The following is a 15,402-nucleotide window of genomic DNA, read 5'->3' on the forward strand; positions in this document are numbered from 1 at the left end:
TGCGGCGCGGGCCGGAGCCCGCCGGTCAGCTCCCCTGAGTCTGCTGGGAGACGCCCGTTGCGAAGGAGGTGTCGCAGACCGGGCGGGAGAAGCTCTGGGCGCGGGTGGGGCCGTAGCGGTCGACGGCGGCGCGGCCGAGCGCACGGGCGATCGACACGCAGTGCTTGGCGAGCGAGGGGCGCTCCTCGACCGCGCGCTGGAGGTGGGTGAGGGCGGTGCCCGCGTCCTTCTCCTGGAGTTCGGTGAGGAGCTTGTCGCGCAGCACGTCCTGCGGGGCGCGTGACTTGGCGCGGACGGAGACGTTCTCCGAGGAGGCGGTGAGCATCTGCGACTCGGTGGTGTGCCCTGCCCACGGGACGCTGGTGACTGCGAGGGTTCCGGAGAGCACCAGGACGACGGGCAGAACGAGGGCGAGAGAGCGGCCGATTCGGCGGGCTGTGTGGGTCACGCGAGTGAGCGTAGCGGTCAGTGATGATTTGGCGACATTTAGTCACTCGCGCGGGGGATGGTTCGATACCGCTTTTCGAATCGGGCGTTGACGTACGGGCTCGAACGAGCCTGAAATGACCGATGCGCCGGGGTATTTGTCGACATACGGAAACGGCCCCGCAGCGAAGTGCGGGGCCGTTCCGGCGCATTGGAACTGTGCGGGCCGTGCGAGCCTGTGCGGCCTGCGGCTGTCCGGGCCTGCGGACCTGGTCAGTCGCTGAGGCGCTCGCCCGTCGAGGTCGAGAAGACGTGGATCTCGCCCGGACGCGGCACGACATGCAGCTCGGCACCCTTGTCCGGTACGGAGCGGCCGCCGACGCGGACGACGAGGTCCTTGTGCTCGCCGCTGACCTGAGCGGAGCCGTACACATAGCCGTCGGCGCCGAGTTCCTCGACGACGTTCACCGAGACGGCGAGGCCGGCCGGGGCGTCCTCGGTGTCCTTGGAGAGCGACTTGGCCGCCGAGCCGTTGAGCTCGACCACGTCGAAGTGCTCCGGACGGACGCCGACCGTGACCGTGGTGTCGCCCCTGTCGGCGGCGGCGCTCAGGGCCTCGCGGGAGACCGGCACGACGCTGTTGCCGAACTTCACGCCGCCGTCGGTGATCGGGACCTCGACGAGGTTCATGGCCGGAGAGCCGATGAAGCCGGCGACGAAGAGGTTGGCCGGACGGTCGTACATGTTGCGCGGCGAGTCGACCTGCTGCAGCAGCCCGTCCTTGAGAACGGCCACCCGGTCGCCCATGGTCATGGCCTCGACCTGGTCGTGCGTGACGTACACCGTGGTGATGCCGAGACGGCGCTGCAGGCTCGCGATCTGCGTACGGGTCGAGACGCGCAGCTTGGCGTCGAGGTTGGACAGCGGCTCGTCCATAAGGAAGACCTGCGGCTCACGCACGATGGCGCGGCCCATGGCGACGCGCTGGCGCTGACCGCCGGAGAGCGCCTTGGGCTTGCGGTCGAGGTACTCGGTGAGGTCGAGGATCTTCGCGGCCTCCTCGACCTTCTTGCGGATCTCGCTCTTGTTGACGCCGGCGATCTTGAGGGCGAAGCCCATGTTGTCGGCGACGGACATGTGCGGGTAGAGCGCGTAGTTCTGGAACACCATGGCGATGTCCCGGTCCTTGGGCGGCAGGTGCGTGACATCGCGGTCACCGATGCGGATGGAGCCGGCGTTGACGTCCTCGAGACCGGCGAGCATGCGCAGGGAGGTCGACTTGCCGCAGCCGGAGGGTCCGACGAGTACGAGGAATTCGCCGTCCTCGGTCTCGATCTCGAGCTGGTCGACGGCGGGCTTCTCGGAGCCCGGGTAAATCCGGGTTGCCTTGTCGAACGTGACAGTGGCCATGCTTGATCTTCTCCTTCACCGGCAGGAACGTGCCGGACGATCCGAGTAAGGGAGTGGTCTGGTCCACCCTGGGTGGACCTTCCGCGACGCTACCTGGCGTTGTCCGTTCTGTCAGTAGCCGGACGGCGATGAAATTTTCGACCGGGGCGGGGTGGGGGGTTGGTTACACTGCTACGGCTGCCTCCTTAGCTCAGCTGGCCAGAGCAACGCACTTGTAATGCGTAGGTCGTCGGTTCGAATCCGACAGGGGGCTCGATCGCAGCCGTGTCCCGGACCTCCAAGGTCCGGGACGCCGGTGTTTACGGGCGGCGCCGTAGGGGATGGGGACGCGCGTGCGCGGTTTCTTGGGGCGGGGCGGGAAACGCCTCGGTCGCTATGACCTGGTGACGAAGACCGCGCCGATCACTGTGCGGGGCAGGGGCGGGGATGTCGTCGCCCGGCGCAAGGACGGTCATCGTGCGGCCGAGACGTTCGGCGAGTGCTACGTCCCGTTTCGGCAGTCCGTTTTGAGCTTCGTTGATGCCGCGCGCACTGCTCTGCACCGGATGTAGCGCCATTCCCGCCTCCAGTGGTGCCGAGGTCCAGGGCTCCGAAGGGTGATCCCTGTGTAGTTCGGGGTGTTATGTCCAGGTTCGCTGGCCTCGCTCACCCATAGTGCGGGCATGAGACGCACACGCATGACGACGCTGCTCTGCGTCGCGACGCTCATCGCCGCGAGCACCCAGTTCACGGTTTCCGCCTCCGCCTCCGCCATTGACGGGAACGGGCACGGGAAGAGCCGCCCGTGTGTCAGCTCCCCGCCGCCCAGGGGCGGCCCCGCCCGTGAGGTGCTGCGGATCGCCCAGCAGGCCAAGAGCGAGCTGGACCTCAAGTCCGCGCTGCTGCGTGTCACCGTGGACGGCAAGGAAGTCATCACCACCGCGCTCGGCGAGTCGATGACCGCCGTACCGGCCGAGCCCGGCATGCACTTCCGGGCCGGGTCCGTGGCGATCGCCTATATGGGCACTGTCCTGCTGCAGCTCGTCGACGAGGGGAAGGTCAGCCTCGACGACCCCGTCTCGCGGTGGCTGCCCGATCTCCCGGACGCCGACCGGATCACGCTGCGCATGCTCGGCAGCTCCACCACGGGGCTCGCCGACTACGTCACCGACCCCGACTTCATCGCCGCGCTCGAGGCCGACCCCTTCCGCCAGTGGACGGCCGAGGAGCTGGTCGGCATCTCGACGGCCCTGCCCCGCTGGTACGAGCCGGGCACCAACTGGAGTTACTCCCATGCCAATTTCGTTCTCCTCGGCGCCACCCTGGAGAAGATCACCGGGACCCGGCTCGACATCCTGCTGAAGCGGCGTATCACCGGCCCGCTCGGGCTGCGCGACACCCGTAACAGCTTCACGCCCGAGATCCCGTCGCCCGTCCTGCACGCCTTCACGGCCGAGCGTGGGACGTACGAGGAGTCCACTTTCTGGAATCCCTCGTGGACCACAGCCCCCGGCGCGGTCGTGACCACCCACATCTGCGATCTGGCCCGCTCGGCGCAGGCCATCGGCTCCGGTGAGCTGCTGTCCCGGGGCGCGTTCCAGGAGCAGCTGGACCCTGGCACGGTCGGTCTGGGCGGGCCCACGGCCACCTGTCCCGCGACCGTATGCCTCACGAACACCGAGGCCACGCACTACGGACTCGGCGTGCTCGTCCTGAACGGCTGGATCGTGCAGACTCCGTCGTTCTCCGGATATGCCGCAGTCCAGGCGTACCTTCCCGACGAGCGGCTGGCCATCGCGGTCGCGACGACCAAGGGCGAAGGCACCCCGGACGGCAACACTGCCGAGACGATCACGAACCGGATCGCCGCGGCGCTCGCGCCCGGCCACCCCGTGCCGTTCAGCGAGGTGCCCCAGGCGCTGTCCGGTCGTGTCCTGTCGCCGTGAACGCCGGGGCTTGAAAGCCGACGCAGGGCGCGGGGGCAAGGCTCAGCGGACGCACTAGTGGCGGCCCGCGATCCGGTCCGCGATCTGCGCGATGCGGTCTGTCTGGGCCGAGCGGGCAGCCGACTCGCGGCGGTCTGCTGTGCGGTAGGCCGCGTACATGCCCTTCACGCCCAGCCAGCGCAGCGGCTCCGGCTCCCAGGGGCGGACCTTGTGGTTCACCCAGGGGAGCGCGGTCAGTTCGGTGCCGCCTGCCTGGCCCGAGTCCTGTTGGATCAGGTCGCGCAGGGTGCGGGCCGCCAGGTTGGTGGTGGCCACGCCGGAGCCGACGTAGCCGCCGGCCCAGCCGAGGCCGGTGGAGCGGTCCAGGGTGACCGTGGCGCACCAGTCGCGGGGGACGCCGAGGACGCCCGACCAGGCGTGGTCGATGCGGACGCCCGCGGTGGTCGGGAAGAAGCGGACCAGGATCTCGCGCAGGGCCTCGATGGTGGCGGGCTGGGTGCGGCCGTCGTTGTCGGTGCGGGAGCCGAAGCGGTAGGGGACGCCGCGGCCGCCGAGTGCGATGCGGTCGTCCGCGGTGCGCTGGGCGTACATGTAGGCGTGTGCCATGTCGCCGAGGGCTTCGCGGCCCTCCCAGCCGATGGTGTCCCAGATTGACTGAGGGAGGCGCTCCGTCACGATCATGGAGGAGTTCATCGGGAGCCAGGCGCGTTTGTGGCCCTTGAGGTTAGCGGTGAAGCCTTCGGTGCAGCGCAGGATGTACGGGGCGCGGACCGTGCCGTACGGCGTGATGGCGTGTTTGGGCTTGATCTCGGTGACGGGGGTCGATTCGTGGATCGTCACGCCGAGTGCCTCGACGGCTGCCGCGAGGCCCGTGACCAGTTTCGCCGGGTGCAGGCGCGCACCGTGCGGGGTCCAGGTGGAGGCGACGGCGCCGCTGACGCGGATCCGCTCGGCACTCTCGCGGGCGCCGAGCAGCATCCGGTCCTTCTCGCCGAAGGCGATCTCGACGGCGTGGAAGGCCTTGAGGCGGCTCAACTGGGCGGGGGTGTAGGCGACTTCGAGTACGCCGCCCTGGTGGATGTCGGCGTCGATGTTCTCTTCGGCGGCGATGCGCACGACCTCGTCGACGGTGTCGTTCATGGCCTGCTGGAGGCGGACGGCGGCGTCGTGGCCGTGGAGCTTGGCGTACCGGTCGCGGCCCGCGATGCCGTTGTAGAGCCAGCCGCCGTTGCGGCCGGAGGCTCCGTAGCCGCAGAACCTTTCCTCGAGGAGCGTGATGTTCAGGAACGGAACGGCCTTCTTGAGGTAGTACGCCGTCCACAGGCCGGTGTATCCGCCGCCGACGATGCAGATGTCCGCGGTGGCGTCGCCGGGGAGGGGCTCCCGGGGGACGGGGGTGCCCTGCTGTGCGTACCAGAACGATATGCCGCCGTTGACGGTGCTCGTGCTCATGATGCCCCTGCTGCTTGATCCGGCCGCGACTTTGCGCCTGCTGTGGCGGGAGGGTACTCGTAGGCTCTTTCATGGTCGTACGCAGGACCGGTCTCCGCACGGTCGTGGGACCAGGGGCGTGAGCGACGAGGTGCAGGTGTCCACCGGGCGGGCACTGCTGGCACGGCAGGCGGCCCAGCAGGCACCCTGGCCCCATGATTCGTCACGCCACTCCCGCCGATGTCCCCGAGATCCACCGCATGATCCGCGAGCTCGCCGAGTACGAGAAGTCCCTGGACGAGGCCCGCGCGAGCGAGGAGCAGCTGCACGAGGCGCTCTTCGGCGAGCGGCCGGCCGCTTTCGCGCACATCGCGGAGACGGGCGACGGGGAGGTGGCGGGGTTCTCGCTGTGGTTTCTGAACTTCTCGACGTGGCGCGGGGTGCACGGCATCTATCTGGAGGATCTGTATGTGCGGCCCGGGCTGCGGGGCGGCGGATACGGCAAGGCGCTGCTGACTGAGCTGGCGCGGATATGTGTGGAGCGCGGTTACGAGCGGCTGGAGTGGTCCGTACTGGACTGGAACACCCCGTCGATCAACTTCTACAAGTCGCTGGGGGCGAAGCCGCAGGACGAGTGGACGGTGTACCGGCTGACCGACGAGGCGCTGACGCAGCTGGGTTCCTAGGGGATCAGGACGACCTTGCCCACCGTGCCCCGGGTCTCCAGGGCGCGGTGTGCGGCCGCGGCTTCGGCGAGTGGGAAGCGCTGTACGGCGGGGCGCAGTCGGCCGGCCGCGGCCTCGGCCAGCGCGCGCTCTTCGAGTACCCGGATGTCCCCGCCCGCCTTCTGGATCATCTGCGGGCCGAGTACGCCCTCGGAGGTGATGCCGCGTTCCGCCAGCTCCTTCTCCGTGAAGGTCAGCGGGCCGCCGTCGCCCAGGCCCTGGGACGACCAGCCGAAGACGATGTGGTGACCGCCCTTGCCGAGCAGGTCGACGGCGGATCGTGCGGTGCTCCCGCCGACCGAGTCGAAGACGACGGTGGCCCGCCTGTCGCCGAGGTGGCCGCGGACCTGGTCCGGCCAGTCCGGCTGCTTGTAGTCGACGGCCAGGTCGGCGCCGTTCTCGACGACCCGTCCCACTTTCTCGGGGCCGCCCGCGAGGCCGATGACCTTCGCGCCGGCGTTCTTCGCCGCCTGCACAAGGAGAGTGCCGATGCCGCCGGCCGCGGCGGGGACGATCACCAGGTCGTCGGGCCCCAGGTTGGTGAACTGCAGGATGCCCATCGTCGTACGGCCCGTCCCGATCATCGCGACGGCCTCGCCCTCGTCGAGTCCGGCCGGGATCTCGTGCAGTCTGGCGGCGTCGGCCACCGCGAGCTCGGCGTAGCCCCCGGGGACCATGCCGAGGTGGACGACCACCTTCTTGCCGAGCCGGCTCGGGTCCGTGCCGTCGCCGAGCCGGTCCACGGTGCCCGCGACCTCGCGGCCGGGGATGGTGGGCAGCTCGGCGGGGGCCGGGAAGGGGCCGGTCATGCCCTGGCGCAGGGCGGCGTCGAGGAGATGCACGCCGGCGGCGGCGACGGCGATCCGCACCTGGCCGGGGCCGGGTACCGGGTCTTCGGTCCGGTCGTACGTGAGGTTCTCGGCGGGTCCGAAGGCGTGGAGGCGGACGGCGTGCATGGTGGGCTCCCCTGTGGTTGTGGGCTACGGGGAACACCCTCCAACCTCAAGTTCGCTTGAGGTCAAGGTCGCCGAAGCCCCTGGAGCCGGGGGAAACGGGCCTGGAGATCCCAGACGACGGGGTTGTCGGCGAGGCCCTCGTGCATGTCGGACAGGTCGGCGATCAGGTCGTGCAGGAAGTCCCGGGCCTCGCGGCGCAGCTCGGCGTGGTTGAAGCTGAGCGGCGGCTCGTCGCCGTGCATCCAGTCGGCCTCGACGTCGACCCAGCCGAAGCGGCGCGCGAAGAGCATCCGGTCGGCGGACTCGGTGAAGTCCAGCTCGGCGTACTGGGGTTTGGCGGCCCGGCTGCCGAGGGGGTCGCGGTCCAGCTGCTCGACGATGTCGCACAGCGCCCAGGCGAAGTCGAGCACCGGCACCCATCCCCAGGCTGTGGATACCTCGCGGTCCTCCTTGGTGTCGGCGAGATAGACGTCACCGCAGAAGAGGTCGTGCCGCAGGGCCTGGACGTCCGCGCGGCGGTAGTCGGTCTGCGGGGGGTCCGGGAAGCGACGGGAGAGGGAGTAGCCGATGTCGAGCACGGGCCGATGGTGTCACGGGCCGCGCCGCGCTCGCGCCACGCGGGCGGGGCCAGGGCCCGGGCCGGGGCCCAGGCGCGGGCGGGACGGCGCCCGGATCGCAGGCGGATCGCAGGCAGGTCGCAGGCAGGTCGCGCGGTGCGCCGGAGGCAGGCGGCGCGCGAGCGAACCACAGTGGGCAGTCGGTCGGCCCCACATAGGATCGACCGCGTGGACCGGCGAACTCTCGTACGCATACTGACGCCCGCTGTCGCTCTGCTCCTCCTCGGCGGCTGCACCGGCGGCGGCGTGGACGTCCACGGCAAGCCGGGCGCCGCGGGCGTACGCGATCCGCTGTTCCACAAGCTCGGCAACGGCGGTTACGACGTCCAGCACTACGCCCTGACCCTCGAATACGACCCGGCGACGAACCGCCTCGAGGGCACCGCCGAGATCACCGCCCGCGCCGGCCAGGACCTGAGCGCCTTCAACCTCGACCTGCATGGGCTGACGGTCGAAAGCGCCACCGTCGACGGCAAGGAGGCGGCGGCGAACCGGGCGGGCGACGAGCTGACCGTGCGGCCGCATCGCGATCTGGACAAGGGCAAGACCTTCCGTACGGTCGTGCGCTACTCCGGCACCCCGGAGGTGATCGTCGACAAGGACGAGGACAGGTCCGAGGAAGGCTGGCTGACGACCGCGGACGGCGCGCTCGCGGTCGGCGAGCCCGCCGGGTCGATGGCCTGGTTCCCGGGCAACAACCACCCGAGCGACAAGGCCACGTACGACATCACGGTCACCGTTCCAAAGGGGCTGCAGGCGATCTCCAACGGGGAGCTGACGAGCCAGCGGACGGCCGGCGACCGCACCACCTTCGCGTGGAAGTCGAAGGAGCCGATGGCGAGTTACCTGGCCACGCTGGCGATCGGCAAGTACGACATGAAGCGCTCGAGCCCCGCCTCCGGCCCGTCGGTCCTCACGGCTGTGGACAAGACCGTCGCCGACGACAGCGAGGAAGTGCTCGCGCAGATCCCCGAGATCATGGAGTGGGCGAAGGGCAACTTCGGCGAGTACCCCTTCTCCTCCATCGGCGCGATCGTCGTCCCCGACGGCGAAGTCGAGTACGCCCTGGAGACCCAGACCAGGCCGGTCTTCCCGCAGAAGTACTTCGACACCGAGACGCTCGTCCATGAGATCGCCCACCAGTGGTACGGCAACTCCGTGACGCCCAAGTCCTGGAAGGACATGTGGCTCAACGAAGGCTTCGCCCAGTACGCGGAGTGGCTCTGGTTGGAGGACTTCGAGGACACCCCGGCCCAGGAGAGCTTCGAGGCGGCCTTCGATGCCGAGGAGAACTGGGAGTTCGCGCCCGCCGATCCGCCGTCCGCGGCGCAGATCTCCGATGGCCCGGTCTACTACCGGGGCGCCATGGTCCTGCACAAGCTCCGACAGGAGGTGGGCGAGGACGTGTTCTACGAGATCATGCAGGGCTGGGCGGCCGAGCACCGCTACGGCAACGCCTCGACCGCCGACTTCACTTCGTACGTGGCGAAGAAGGCGAAGAAGGCGGGCAAGGACCTCGACGGGGAGCTGTGGAACACCTGGCTGTACGGCAAGGACAAGCCGGCGCATCCCTGAGCGCGGGAAGCCCCCTGCCGGCCGGGCAGAGGGCTTCCCGCGTTGAAGTCCTGCGGTGAAGAAGGCGTACGTCAGATGTTGACGCCGAAGTCGCGGGCGATGCCCTCGAGACCCGAGGCGTAACCCTGGCCGACCGCGCGGAACTTCCACTCCGCGCCGTTGCGGTAGAGCTCGCCGAAGACCATCGCGGTCTCGGTGGCGGCGTCCTCGCTCAGGTCGTAGCGCGCGAGCTCGGCGCCGCCGGCCTGGTTGACGATGCGGATGTAGGCGTTGCGCACCTGGCCGAAGTTCTGGCTGCGGGTGACGGCGTCGTAGATCGAGACCGGGAAGACGATCTTGTCGACGTCGGCCGGCAGACCCGCCAGGTTGACGTTGATCTGCTCGTCGTCGCCGCCGCCCTCGCCGGTGCGGTTGTCACCGGTGTGGACGATGGTCTGGTCCGGCGTCGCCTTGTTGTTGAAGAAGACGAAGTGCGCGTCGGATGCGACCTTGCCGCCGGCGTTCACACCGATCGCGGAGGCGTCGAGGTCGAAGTCGGTGCCGGTGGTCGTACGGACGTCCCAGCCGAGGCCGACCGTGACGGCGGTCAGGCCCGGTGCCTCCTTGGTGAGCGAGACGTTGCCGCCCTTGGACAGGCTTACTGCCATTGGGAAGTCCCCTTCGTGGTCGAGTCTGCGGGCTTCGAGCGCTCCCGAAGCTACCGTCACCCGTCATAACGCAGTCAGGGGACTGTCAGGTTCCATATGCGGGAGCGGAAAAGTGGGTGACGGGAGCGCGGTGGGCACGCGACCATGGACACATGTCCGGTCCATACATCATCCGCGGTTCGGTCTCCCTGCCGGAGGCCGAGCTCATGTGGCGTTTCTCGCGGTCGTCGGGGCCGGGCGGGCAGCACGTCAACACCAGTGACTCGCAGGTCGAGCTGCGCTTCGACCTTGCGAAGACGGAGGCGCTGCCGCAGGTCTGGAAGGACCGTGCGCTTGAGCGGCTGGCGGGGCGGCTGGTGGGCGGGGTGATCGCCGTACGGGCGTCGGAGCACCGCTCGCAGTGGCGCAACCGCGAGACGGCGGCGGTGCGGCTGGCGGCGCTGCTGGCGGAGGCGACGGCGCCACCGCCGAGGCCGCGGCGGGCGACGAAGATTCCGCGGGGCATCAATGAGCGCCGCCTGCGCGAGAAGAAGCAACGAGCCGAAACGAAGCGCGGCCGCACCGGCCGCGACTGGTAGTCCCCGGGGGCCGGGGGGTGCGCGGGGCAGACGCCTCGCGCCCTCGGCCCGGCCGTCCCGCCCGGCCGTCCCGCCCCGCCCGGCGGCGCGGCACCCCGCCGTGCGGGTCAGCCCAACTGCCGGTAGCGGCCACGGAAGTACGTGAGCGGTCCGCCGTCCGCGCTCGGGAGGCCGACCGACAGGACCCGGCCGATCACCAGCGTGTGGTCGCCCGCCTCGATCCGTTGTTCCGTACGGCATTCCAGCGTCGCCAGCGCGCCTCGCACCAGGAGCGCCCCGCTCACCTCGCCCCTCGTGTAGGGGATGTCCTCGAACAGCAGCCGGTCGCTGACCCGCCCCTTCATCGCGAAGCGGCCCGCGATGTGGCGCTGGCTCTCCGAGAGCACCGAGACGCCCCACAGCGGCTGTTCGGCCAGCAGATCGTCCATGCGTGAGCCGTTGCGCAGGCTCACCAGGACCAGCGGGGGGTCCAGCGACACCGACATGAACGCCGTCGCGGTCATGCCGACGTCCTCGCCGCGTGGGCCGGCGTCGTCGTCGTGCGCGGTCACCAGCACCACACCCGCGGCGAGTCGGGACATGGCGTCGCGGAACTCCTCGTTGCTCACCCCCTCAGCATGGGGGATCGCGGCAGGGTCGGAAGCGGGGGTCGTCTGCAACACACGAGGAACGCTAGTGTCGTCCGTCCCGCGCGCGCATCGGGCCAGGGGACCAGCCGAGTCCTAGGACCGACGTCGCGGATTTGCGTTCAAGAAAGCTATGGGCGGCCACCGCCCGTTTCCATAGCCTTTCATCATCTGATGTGACTTGAGTCACAGAGTGCAGTATTTGTTGACCCTGTGTACCGAGTGGACAGCTCGCTGTGATTCAGTGGCCGTGATACCGCACGAAGAACACCGATGAGAACCCTGGAGTTTGCTGTCGAGGTCTCGGGGAGAGCGAGCAATGGAGACCGAGTCGGAGCCCTACGTCCGTCTTGCGACCCTGAGGCAGCTGCACCAGGTCGTCGCGGACCTCAACACGGCCCGGAGCTTGGCCGACACCCTGCAGACCGTCGCCGACGGAATCGTCGCAGGACTCGGCTACGAGCTGGCCTGCGTCAATCTCGTACGCCCCGACGGTGACCTCGTCGTTGCCGCGTTCGCCGGCAGCGCCGCCGCAGAAGCCCTGATCACCGGGCGGGTCGGCTCGCGCCCGTCCTGGGAACGCCGGCTCTCCATGGGCGAGGCCTGGGGCGAGCTGCGCTTCATACCGCACACCGAGGGCTGGGTGCTCATCGAGGACGACGTCCCGCAGTGGCACACCGAGGGGCCCGATCCGCGCTTCGAGGACGAGTGGCACCCGCAGGACCGTCTCTACGCCCCCATGTACGCGTCGGGCGGCGGCCGTGAGCTCCTCGGCGTCATCTCCGTCGACCGGCCGCGCAACGGACGGCGGCCGGGACCCTGGGGCCAGGAAGCGCTCCAGATGTACGCATCGCAGGCGGCGATTGCGATCAGTAACGCTCGGCTGAGAGCAAACATGCAGCGCGCCCTGGTCCGCCTGGAGCGCGAGCAGCAGGCCCTGCGGGCCAGCGAGGAGTCCTTCCGGCAGGCCTTCGAATACGCGCCCAGCGGCATGGCCATAGCCGAGATGGGCGGCGACCAGCACGGCCGGCTGCTGCGGACCAACGACGCGCTGTGCCGGCTCCTCGGCCGCCCGGCGTCCGCGATGCGCCGATACTCCTTCGCCGATCTCGTCCACCCCGAGGACGTCGGCACCCTGCTGCGTACGTCGGCCGAGGGCGGCCGCGCCGAGATCAGACTGGGCCGCAGGGACGGGACGTATGTCTGGGTCTCGCTGCGCAACTCCGTCGTCGCCGACACCGCGGACGGCCCCCGGTTTCTGCTCACGCACGTCGAGGACATCGAGGAGCGCAAGCGGAACGAACTGCAGCTTGCGCACCGGGCCAGCCATGACGCGCTGACCGGTCTGCCCAACAGCGCCGAGCTGCGCGCCCGGCTCAGTGCGCGGCTGTGCGATCGGCCGCAGACGGCGCGGGAGAGCGCGATCGAGGCGCTGGACGCGGCGTACGAGAGTGACAGCGAGCACATCTTCGGCAGCGACGGCTTCGACCTCGAGAGCACCGGCGTTCCGTACGACCACCATGTGCACACGATCGCGCCCGACAGTGAGATCGACGACGGTGCGAAGGGGCTCGCGGTCCTCTTCTGCGACCTCGACGGCTTCAAGTCGATCAACGACAGGTTCGGGCACCAGACGGGTGACGCGGTGCTGGTGGAGGTCGCGCGCCGGCTCACCACGGGGGTACGGGAGGGGGACACCGTCGCCCGGCTCGGCGGTGACGAGTTCGTGGTGCTCGCCGACGGCCTGGGCGCGGCGGACGCCGCCGACCTGGCGGTACGTCTGCGGAACGCGATCATCCTGCCGATCCGGGTCGGCGGCCGCGGGGTGCGGGTCGGAGCCAGCTTCGGAATCGGCTGGGCGAGCTGCGGGATGTCCGTCGAGGAGGTCCTGCAATCCGCCGACCAGCGGATGTACATCGAGAAGCGGTCCCGCGCGAAGGTGCACCGACGGGCCGGCTGAGGCCAACGACACCCTATGGGCTACTCCGAACCGGGTAGGCTCGCCCGCGTCGGCGTTGTGCTGACGACATGGTAAGGAGTGACCAGGGATGACGGCCGCGAACACCGGCGCGAGCACGCCCGAGGACGACGATCCGTTCGGCTACCTCTACGCCGACGGTCAGGCCGCGGGTGCCACACCGCCCCGCCAGGGCGGCGGCTACGGCTACCCGGGGCCCGTGGGGCCCGCACAGCCGGGAGTCCCCAGAACCTCGTACAACCAGGTGCGGACGGTCGGCGAGCGCCAGTACGGCCAGCAGGTCCCGCAGCAGCAGGCGTACGCCCCGCAGGGTCAGCCGACCGCGCAGTACGCGGCCCCGGAGACGTACCCCGGCGGCGCCCCCACCCGCTCGGTCCCGCTCCCGCCCCAGCACTCGGCCGGCCACGGCGGTGGCCGCGGCGGCGGCCCCAACACCAAGGGCCTGCTGATCGGCGCGATCGCGGTGGTCGCGGTCGTGGTGATCGGCATCGCGGCGGCGCTGATGTCGGGTGGCGATGAGGACGACAAGGCGGGCGGCCGGACGGGCACGAACGGCGGCGCGAACGCGGGCCAGTCGGTGAAGCCGAGCGACGCGTCGTCCGACAAGCCGGAGGACCCGAAGGAGCCGCTGCCCAAGCAGGACGCGGCAACGTTGCAGTTGGGTCCGCCCGCGGCGCTTGCGAAGGACATCAAGGGCGCGCAGGGCGCGGGCGGCGCGTATGTGTCGTTCAACGGCGTCGGCGGATCCGCGAGCTGGTCCGTCGACGTACCCGAGGCCGGCGAGTACACGCTGTTCATCACTTACAGCGTGCCGGGCAAGGACGCGAAGACTTCGCTCACGATCAACAGCGAAACGCCCCGCTCCATCAACATGTCGAACTTCGCGAAGGCCCCGGAGGGCGACTGGGAGAAGGGGTGGACGCGCACCTACGCCTACGTCAGCCTCGAAAAGGGCAAGAACGACCTGAAGATCTCCTGTGAGCAGGGCGACCAGTGCGAGGCGTACCTCGATCAGGTCTCGCTGGAGGCGGGGCACGCCAAGGGGTGACGATAGGGATTCGCTGCTCTTGCCCGGTGCCGGGAGTCTGATCCACGGGGGGGGAAGTTGCGGGCGGATAGATTTGACGCTCCTTGCATCTGCGCCATCTCGGCAGGTGCAAGGAGCATCGTCTCAAGTGCAGTTACCGCTCAAGCGCGGGTCTACCGCCAGGTCGAGCAGCTATTCACCTGGGTGTTGCCTGCGAACCTGGCCACCTGCACCCCGACTTCGAAAAGACCGCCGCTGTACTCAGCGGTTGTTTTCCATTCTTTGGTGGTGCCGGATCCATCGTTGTTCGCGCGCCAGGGCCAGTATTTGATGGCGCCCCTGGTGTCCTTGGAGATGAAGCGAACCCTCACCTGATGGTTGTCGGACGAGAGGTCCGAAACGCTCATGTCAAGGCCGACCTTGGCGTCGGGGCCGTGCCAGTTTGAGATGGTGATGCCTCCACTGGCACCCGTGGTGCTGCAGTGTCTGAAAGCTGTGGTCCCCGCAGCCTGGGCGGGATTTGACATCGATATCGCAAGTGCCATCGCGGCTGCCGCGGTACCTATCGCAGCAATGAAAAGTTGATCTTACCTGTTCATCTCTGCGTGTGGATCCGGCAACTGAATCCCCATAAGGTTCAGGAACCCCGCCACCGTCGCGGTCATCGCAGCGCGCGCCGGGACCAGGTACTTCCGCGGGTCCACCGTCGACGGGTTCGTGTCCAGGAAAGTGCGGACCGCGCCCGTGAATGCCGTGCTCAGCGCCGTGCCGACGTTGATCTTGGTCATGCCGGCGGCGACGGCCGCGCGGATCTCCTCGTCCGGGACGCCCGAGGAGCCGTGCAGGACCAACGGCACCGGGACCGCGTCCCGTAGCTGCGTGATCAGGGTGTGGTCCAGGGATGCCGTGCGCTGCGTCATCGCGTGCGAGGAGCCGACCGCCACCGCCAGCGCATCCACGCCCGTGGCGGCGACGTAGGCCGCCGCCTCGGCCGGGTCGGTGCGGACGCCGGGTGCGTGGGCGCCGAGCGGGGGTTCGCCCTCCTTGCCGCCCACCCGGCCCAGTTCTGCCTCGATCCAGATGCCGCGCTCGTGGCCCCAGCGCACCGCTTCCGCCGTGGCCTTGACGTTCTCGTCGTACGGGAGCTTCGAGGCGTCGAACATCACCGAGCTGAAGTCCTCGTCGGCCGCGGCCCGCAGGAGCTCCGTGGAGACGACATGGTCCAGGTGGAGGGCGAGCGGGGCGGTGGAGGCGTGGGCGATCGCGGACGCCGCGGCGGCTATTGCGGCGACGCTGCCGCCGTGGAACGCCACGGCGTTCTCGGAAATCTGCAGGATCGCGGGCACACCCGCCTGCTCCGCGCCCGCGGCGATCGCCTCCGCGTGTTCCAGGGTGATGACATTGAACGCGGCGACGCCACGGCCGTCGGCCGCCGCGGCCGAGACGAGTTCACCGGTGCTGACGAGTGGCATGGTGCATCC

The 15,402-nt window shown here is 69.5% G+C and carries 15 protein-coding genes and 1 tRNA gene; 7 read left to right on the forward strand and 9 right to left on the reverse strand.

The window, feature by feature from the left end; translation table 11 throughout:
• Positions 1 to 25: 25 nt before the first annotated feature.
• Both OG729_RS21545 and OG729_RS21550 read right to left on the reverse strand, forming a co-directional pair.
• Complete coding sequence (locus tag OG729_RS21545; RefSeq protein WP_360868193.1) at positions 26 to 448, reverse strand: hypothetical protein; 423 nt, start codon at positions 446 to 448, stop codon at positions 26 to 28.
• Between the two features lie 251 nt (positions 449 to 699).
• Positions 700 to 1,836, reverse strand: coding sequence for a sn-glycerol-3-phosphate ABC transporter ATP-binding protein UgpC (locus OG729_RS21550; protein ID WP_360868190.1), 1,137 nt, complete (start codon positions 1,834 to 1,836; stop codon positions 700 to 702).
• Between the two features lie 179 nt (positions 1,837 to 2,015).
• On the opposite strand from OG729_RS21550, the gene OG729_RS21555 reads away from it, so the two are divergent.
• Positions 2,016 to 2,089 (forward strand) — tRNA-Thr (locus tag OG729_RS21555).
• Between the two features lie 409 nt (positions 2,090 to 2,498).
• Positions 2,499 to 3,761, forward strand: coding sequence for a serine hydrolase domain-containing protein (locus OG729_RS21560; RefSeq protein ID WP_405807704.1), 1,263 nt, complete (start codon positions 2,499 to 2,501; stop codon positions 3,759 to 3,761).
• Positions 3,762 to 3,815: 54 nt separating this feature from the next.
• Here the strand turns inward: OG729_RS21560 and OG729_RS21565 are convergent, their stop codons facing one another.
• Positions 3,816 to 5,213, reverse strand: a complete 1,398-nt coding sequence (locus OG729_RS21565) for an NAD(P)/FAD-dependent oxidoreductase (protein WP_405807705.1) — start codon at positions 5,211 to 5,213, stop codon at positions 3,816 to 3,818.
• 194 nt (positions 5,214 to 5,407) lie between these two features.
• Here OG729_RS21565 and OG729_RS21570 point away from each other — a divergent pair, with 194 nt between their 5' ends.
• The gene (locus OG729_RS21570) at positions 5,408 to 5,878 is read left to right on the forward strand and encodes a GNAT family N-acetyltransferase (RefSeq protein WP_360868182.1); all 471 of its coding nucleotides are present in this window, start codon (positions 5,408 to 5,410) and stop codon (positions 5,876 to 5,878) included.
• Here OG729_RS21570 and OG729_RS21575 read toward each other — a convergent pair.
• Entirely contained in the window at positions 5,875 to 6,873 is a 999-nt protein-coding gene (locus OG729_RS21575) for a zinc-binding dehydrogenase (RefSeq protein WP_405807706.1), read from the reverse strand. The genes OG729_RS21570 and OG729_RS21575 overlap by 4 nt on opposite strands.
• Positions 6,874 to 6,935: 62 nt before the next feature.
• Complete coding sequence (locus tag OG729_RS21580; protein WP_360868178.1) at positions 6,936 to 7,451, reverse strand: hypothetical protein; 516 nt, start codon at positions 7,449 to 7,451, stop codon at positions 6,936 to 6,938.
• 207 nt (positions 7,452 to 7,658) lie between these two features.
• On the opposite strand from OG729_RS21580, the gene OG729_RS21585 reads away from it, so the two are divergent.
• Positions 7,659 to 9,065, forward strand: coding sequence for a M1 family metallopeptidase (locus OG729_RS21585; protein ID WP_405807708.1), 1,407 nt, complete (start codon positions 7,659 to 7,661; stop codon positions 9,063 to 9,065).
• A 71-nt stretch (positions 9,066 to 9,136) separates the two neighbouring features.
• Here the strand turns inward: OG729_RS21585 and OG729_RS21590 are convergent, their stop codons facing one another.
• Entirely contained in the window at positions 9,137 to 9,712 is a 576-nt protein-coding gene (locus tag OG729_RS21590; protein WP_360868173.1) for a TerD family protein, read from the reverse strand.
• Positions 9,713 to 9,864: 152 nt separating this feature from the next.
• Here OG729_RS21590 and arfB point away from each other — a divergent pair, with 152 nt between their 5' ends.
• On the forward strand, positions 9,865 to 10,290 hold the full coding sequence (gene arfB / locus OG729_RS21595) for an alternative ribosome rescue aminoacyl-tRNA hydrolase ArfB (protein ID WP_360868170.1): 426 nt from the start codon (positions 9,865 to 9,867) through the stop codon (positions 10,288 to 10,290).
• A 107-nt stretch (positions 10,291 to 10,397) separates the two neighbouring features.
• Here the strand turns inward: arfB and OG729_RS21600 are convergent, their stop codons facing one another.
• Entirely contained in the window at positions 10,398 to 10,952 is a 555-nt protein-coding gene (locus OG729_RS21600; RefSeq protein ID WP_405807709.1) for a flavin reductase family protein, read from the reverse strand.
• A gap of 283 nt (positions 10,953 to 11,235) precedes the next feature.
• Between OG729_RS21600 and cdgB the strand changes: the two genes are divergently transcribed.
• Together cdgB and OG729_RS21610 are read left to right on the forward strand one after the other, a co-directional pair.
• Entirely contained in the window at positions 11,236 to 12,876 is a 1,641-nt protein-coding gene (cdgB, locus tag OG729_RS21605) for a diguanylate cyclase CdgB (protein WP_360868165.1), read from the forward strand.
• Between the two features lie 88 nt (positions 12,877 to 12,964).
• Entirely contained in the window at positions 12,965 to 13,942 is a 978-nt protein-coding gene (locus OG729_RS21610) for a carbohydrate-binding protein (protein ID WP_405807710.1), read from the forward strand.
• Between the two features lie 152 nt (positions 13,943 to 14,094).
• Here OG729_RS21610 and OG729_RS21615 read toward each other — a convergent pair whose 3' ends face one another.
• Positions 14,095 to 14,328, reverse strand: coding sequence for a hypothetical protein (locus tag OG729_RS21615; protein WP_360868159.1), 234 nt, complete (start codon positions 14,326 to 14,328; stop codon positions 14,095 to 14,097).
• Positions 14,329 to 14,508: 180 nt separating this feature from the next.
• Positions 14,509 to 15,393 (reverse strand): ketose-bisphosphate aldolase, encoded by an 885-nt coding sequence (locus OG729_RS21620; protein ID WP_405807711.1) that lies wholly within the window; start codon positions 15,391 to 15,393, stop codon positions 14,509 to 14,511.
• Positions 15,394 to 15,402: the final 9 nt, after the last annotated feature.

It is taken from the genome of Streptomyces sp. NBC_00210 (genome assembly GCF_045160975.1).
Lineage (GTDB): Bacteria > Actinomycetota > Actinomycetes > Streptomycetales > Streptomycetaceae > Streptomyces.

Coding starts and splice junctions, on each gene's coding strand:
- OG729_RS21550 (WP_360868190.1), bottom strand. CDS start 1,836: ATGGCCACTGTCACGTTCGACAAGGCAACCCGGATTTACCCGGGCTCC.
- OG729_RS21560 (WP_405807704.1), top strand. CDS start 2,499: ATGAGACGCACACGCATGACGACGCTGCTCTGCGTCGCGACGCTCATC.
- OG729_RS21565 (WP_405807705.1), bottom strand. CDS start 5,213: ATGAGCACGAGCACCGTCAACGGCGGCATATCGTTCTGGTACGCACAG.
- OG729_RS21570 (WP_360868182.1), top strand. CDS start 5,408: ATGATTCGTCACGCCACTCCCGCCGATGTCCCCGAGATCCACCGCATG.
- OG729_RS21575 (WP_405807706.1), bottom strand. CDS start 6,873: ATGCACGCCGTCCGCCTCCACGCCTTCGGACCCGCCGAGAACCTCACG.
- OG729_RS21590 (WP_360868173.1), bottom strand. CDS start 9,712: ATGGCAGTAAGCCTGTCCAAGGGCGGCAACGTCTCGCTCACCAAGGAG.
- arfB (WP_360868170.1), top strand. CDS start 9,865: ATGTCCGGTCCATACATCATCCGCGGTTCGGTCTCCCTGCCGGAGGCC.
- cdgB (WP_360868165.1), top strand. CDS start 11,236: ATGGAGACCGAGTCGGAGCCCTACGTCCGTCTTGCGACCCTGAGGCAG.
- OG729_RS21610 (WP_405807710.1), top strand. CDS start 12,965: ATGACGGCCGCGAACACCGGCGCGAGCACGCCCGAGGACGACGATCCG.
- OG729_RS21615 (WP_360868159.1), bottom strand. CDS start 14,328: ATGAGCGTTTCGGACCTCTCGTCCGACAACCATCAGGTGAGGGTTCGC.
- OG729_RS21620 (WP_405807711.1), bottom strand. CDS start 15,393: ATGCCACTCGTCAGCACCGGTGAACTCGTCTCGGCCGCGGCGGCCGAC.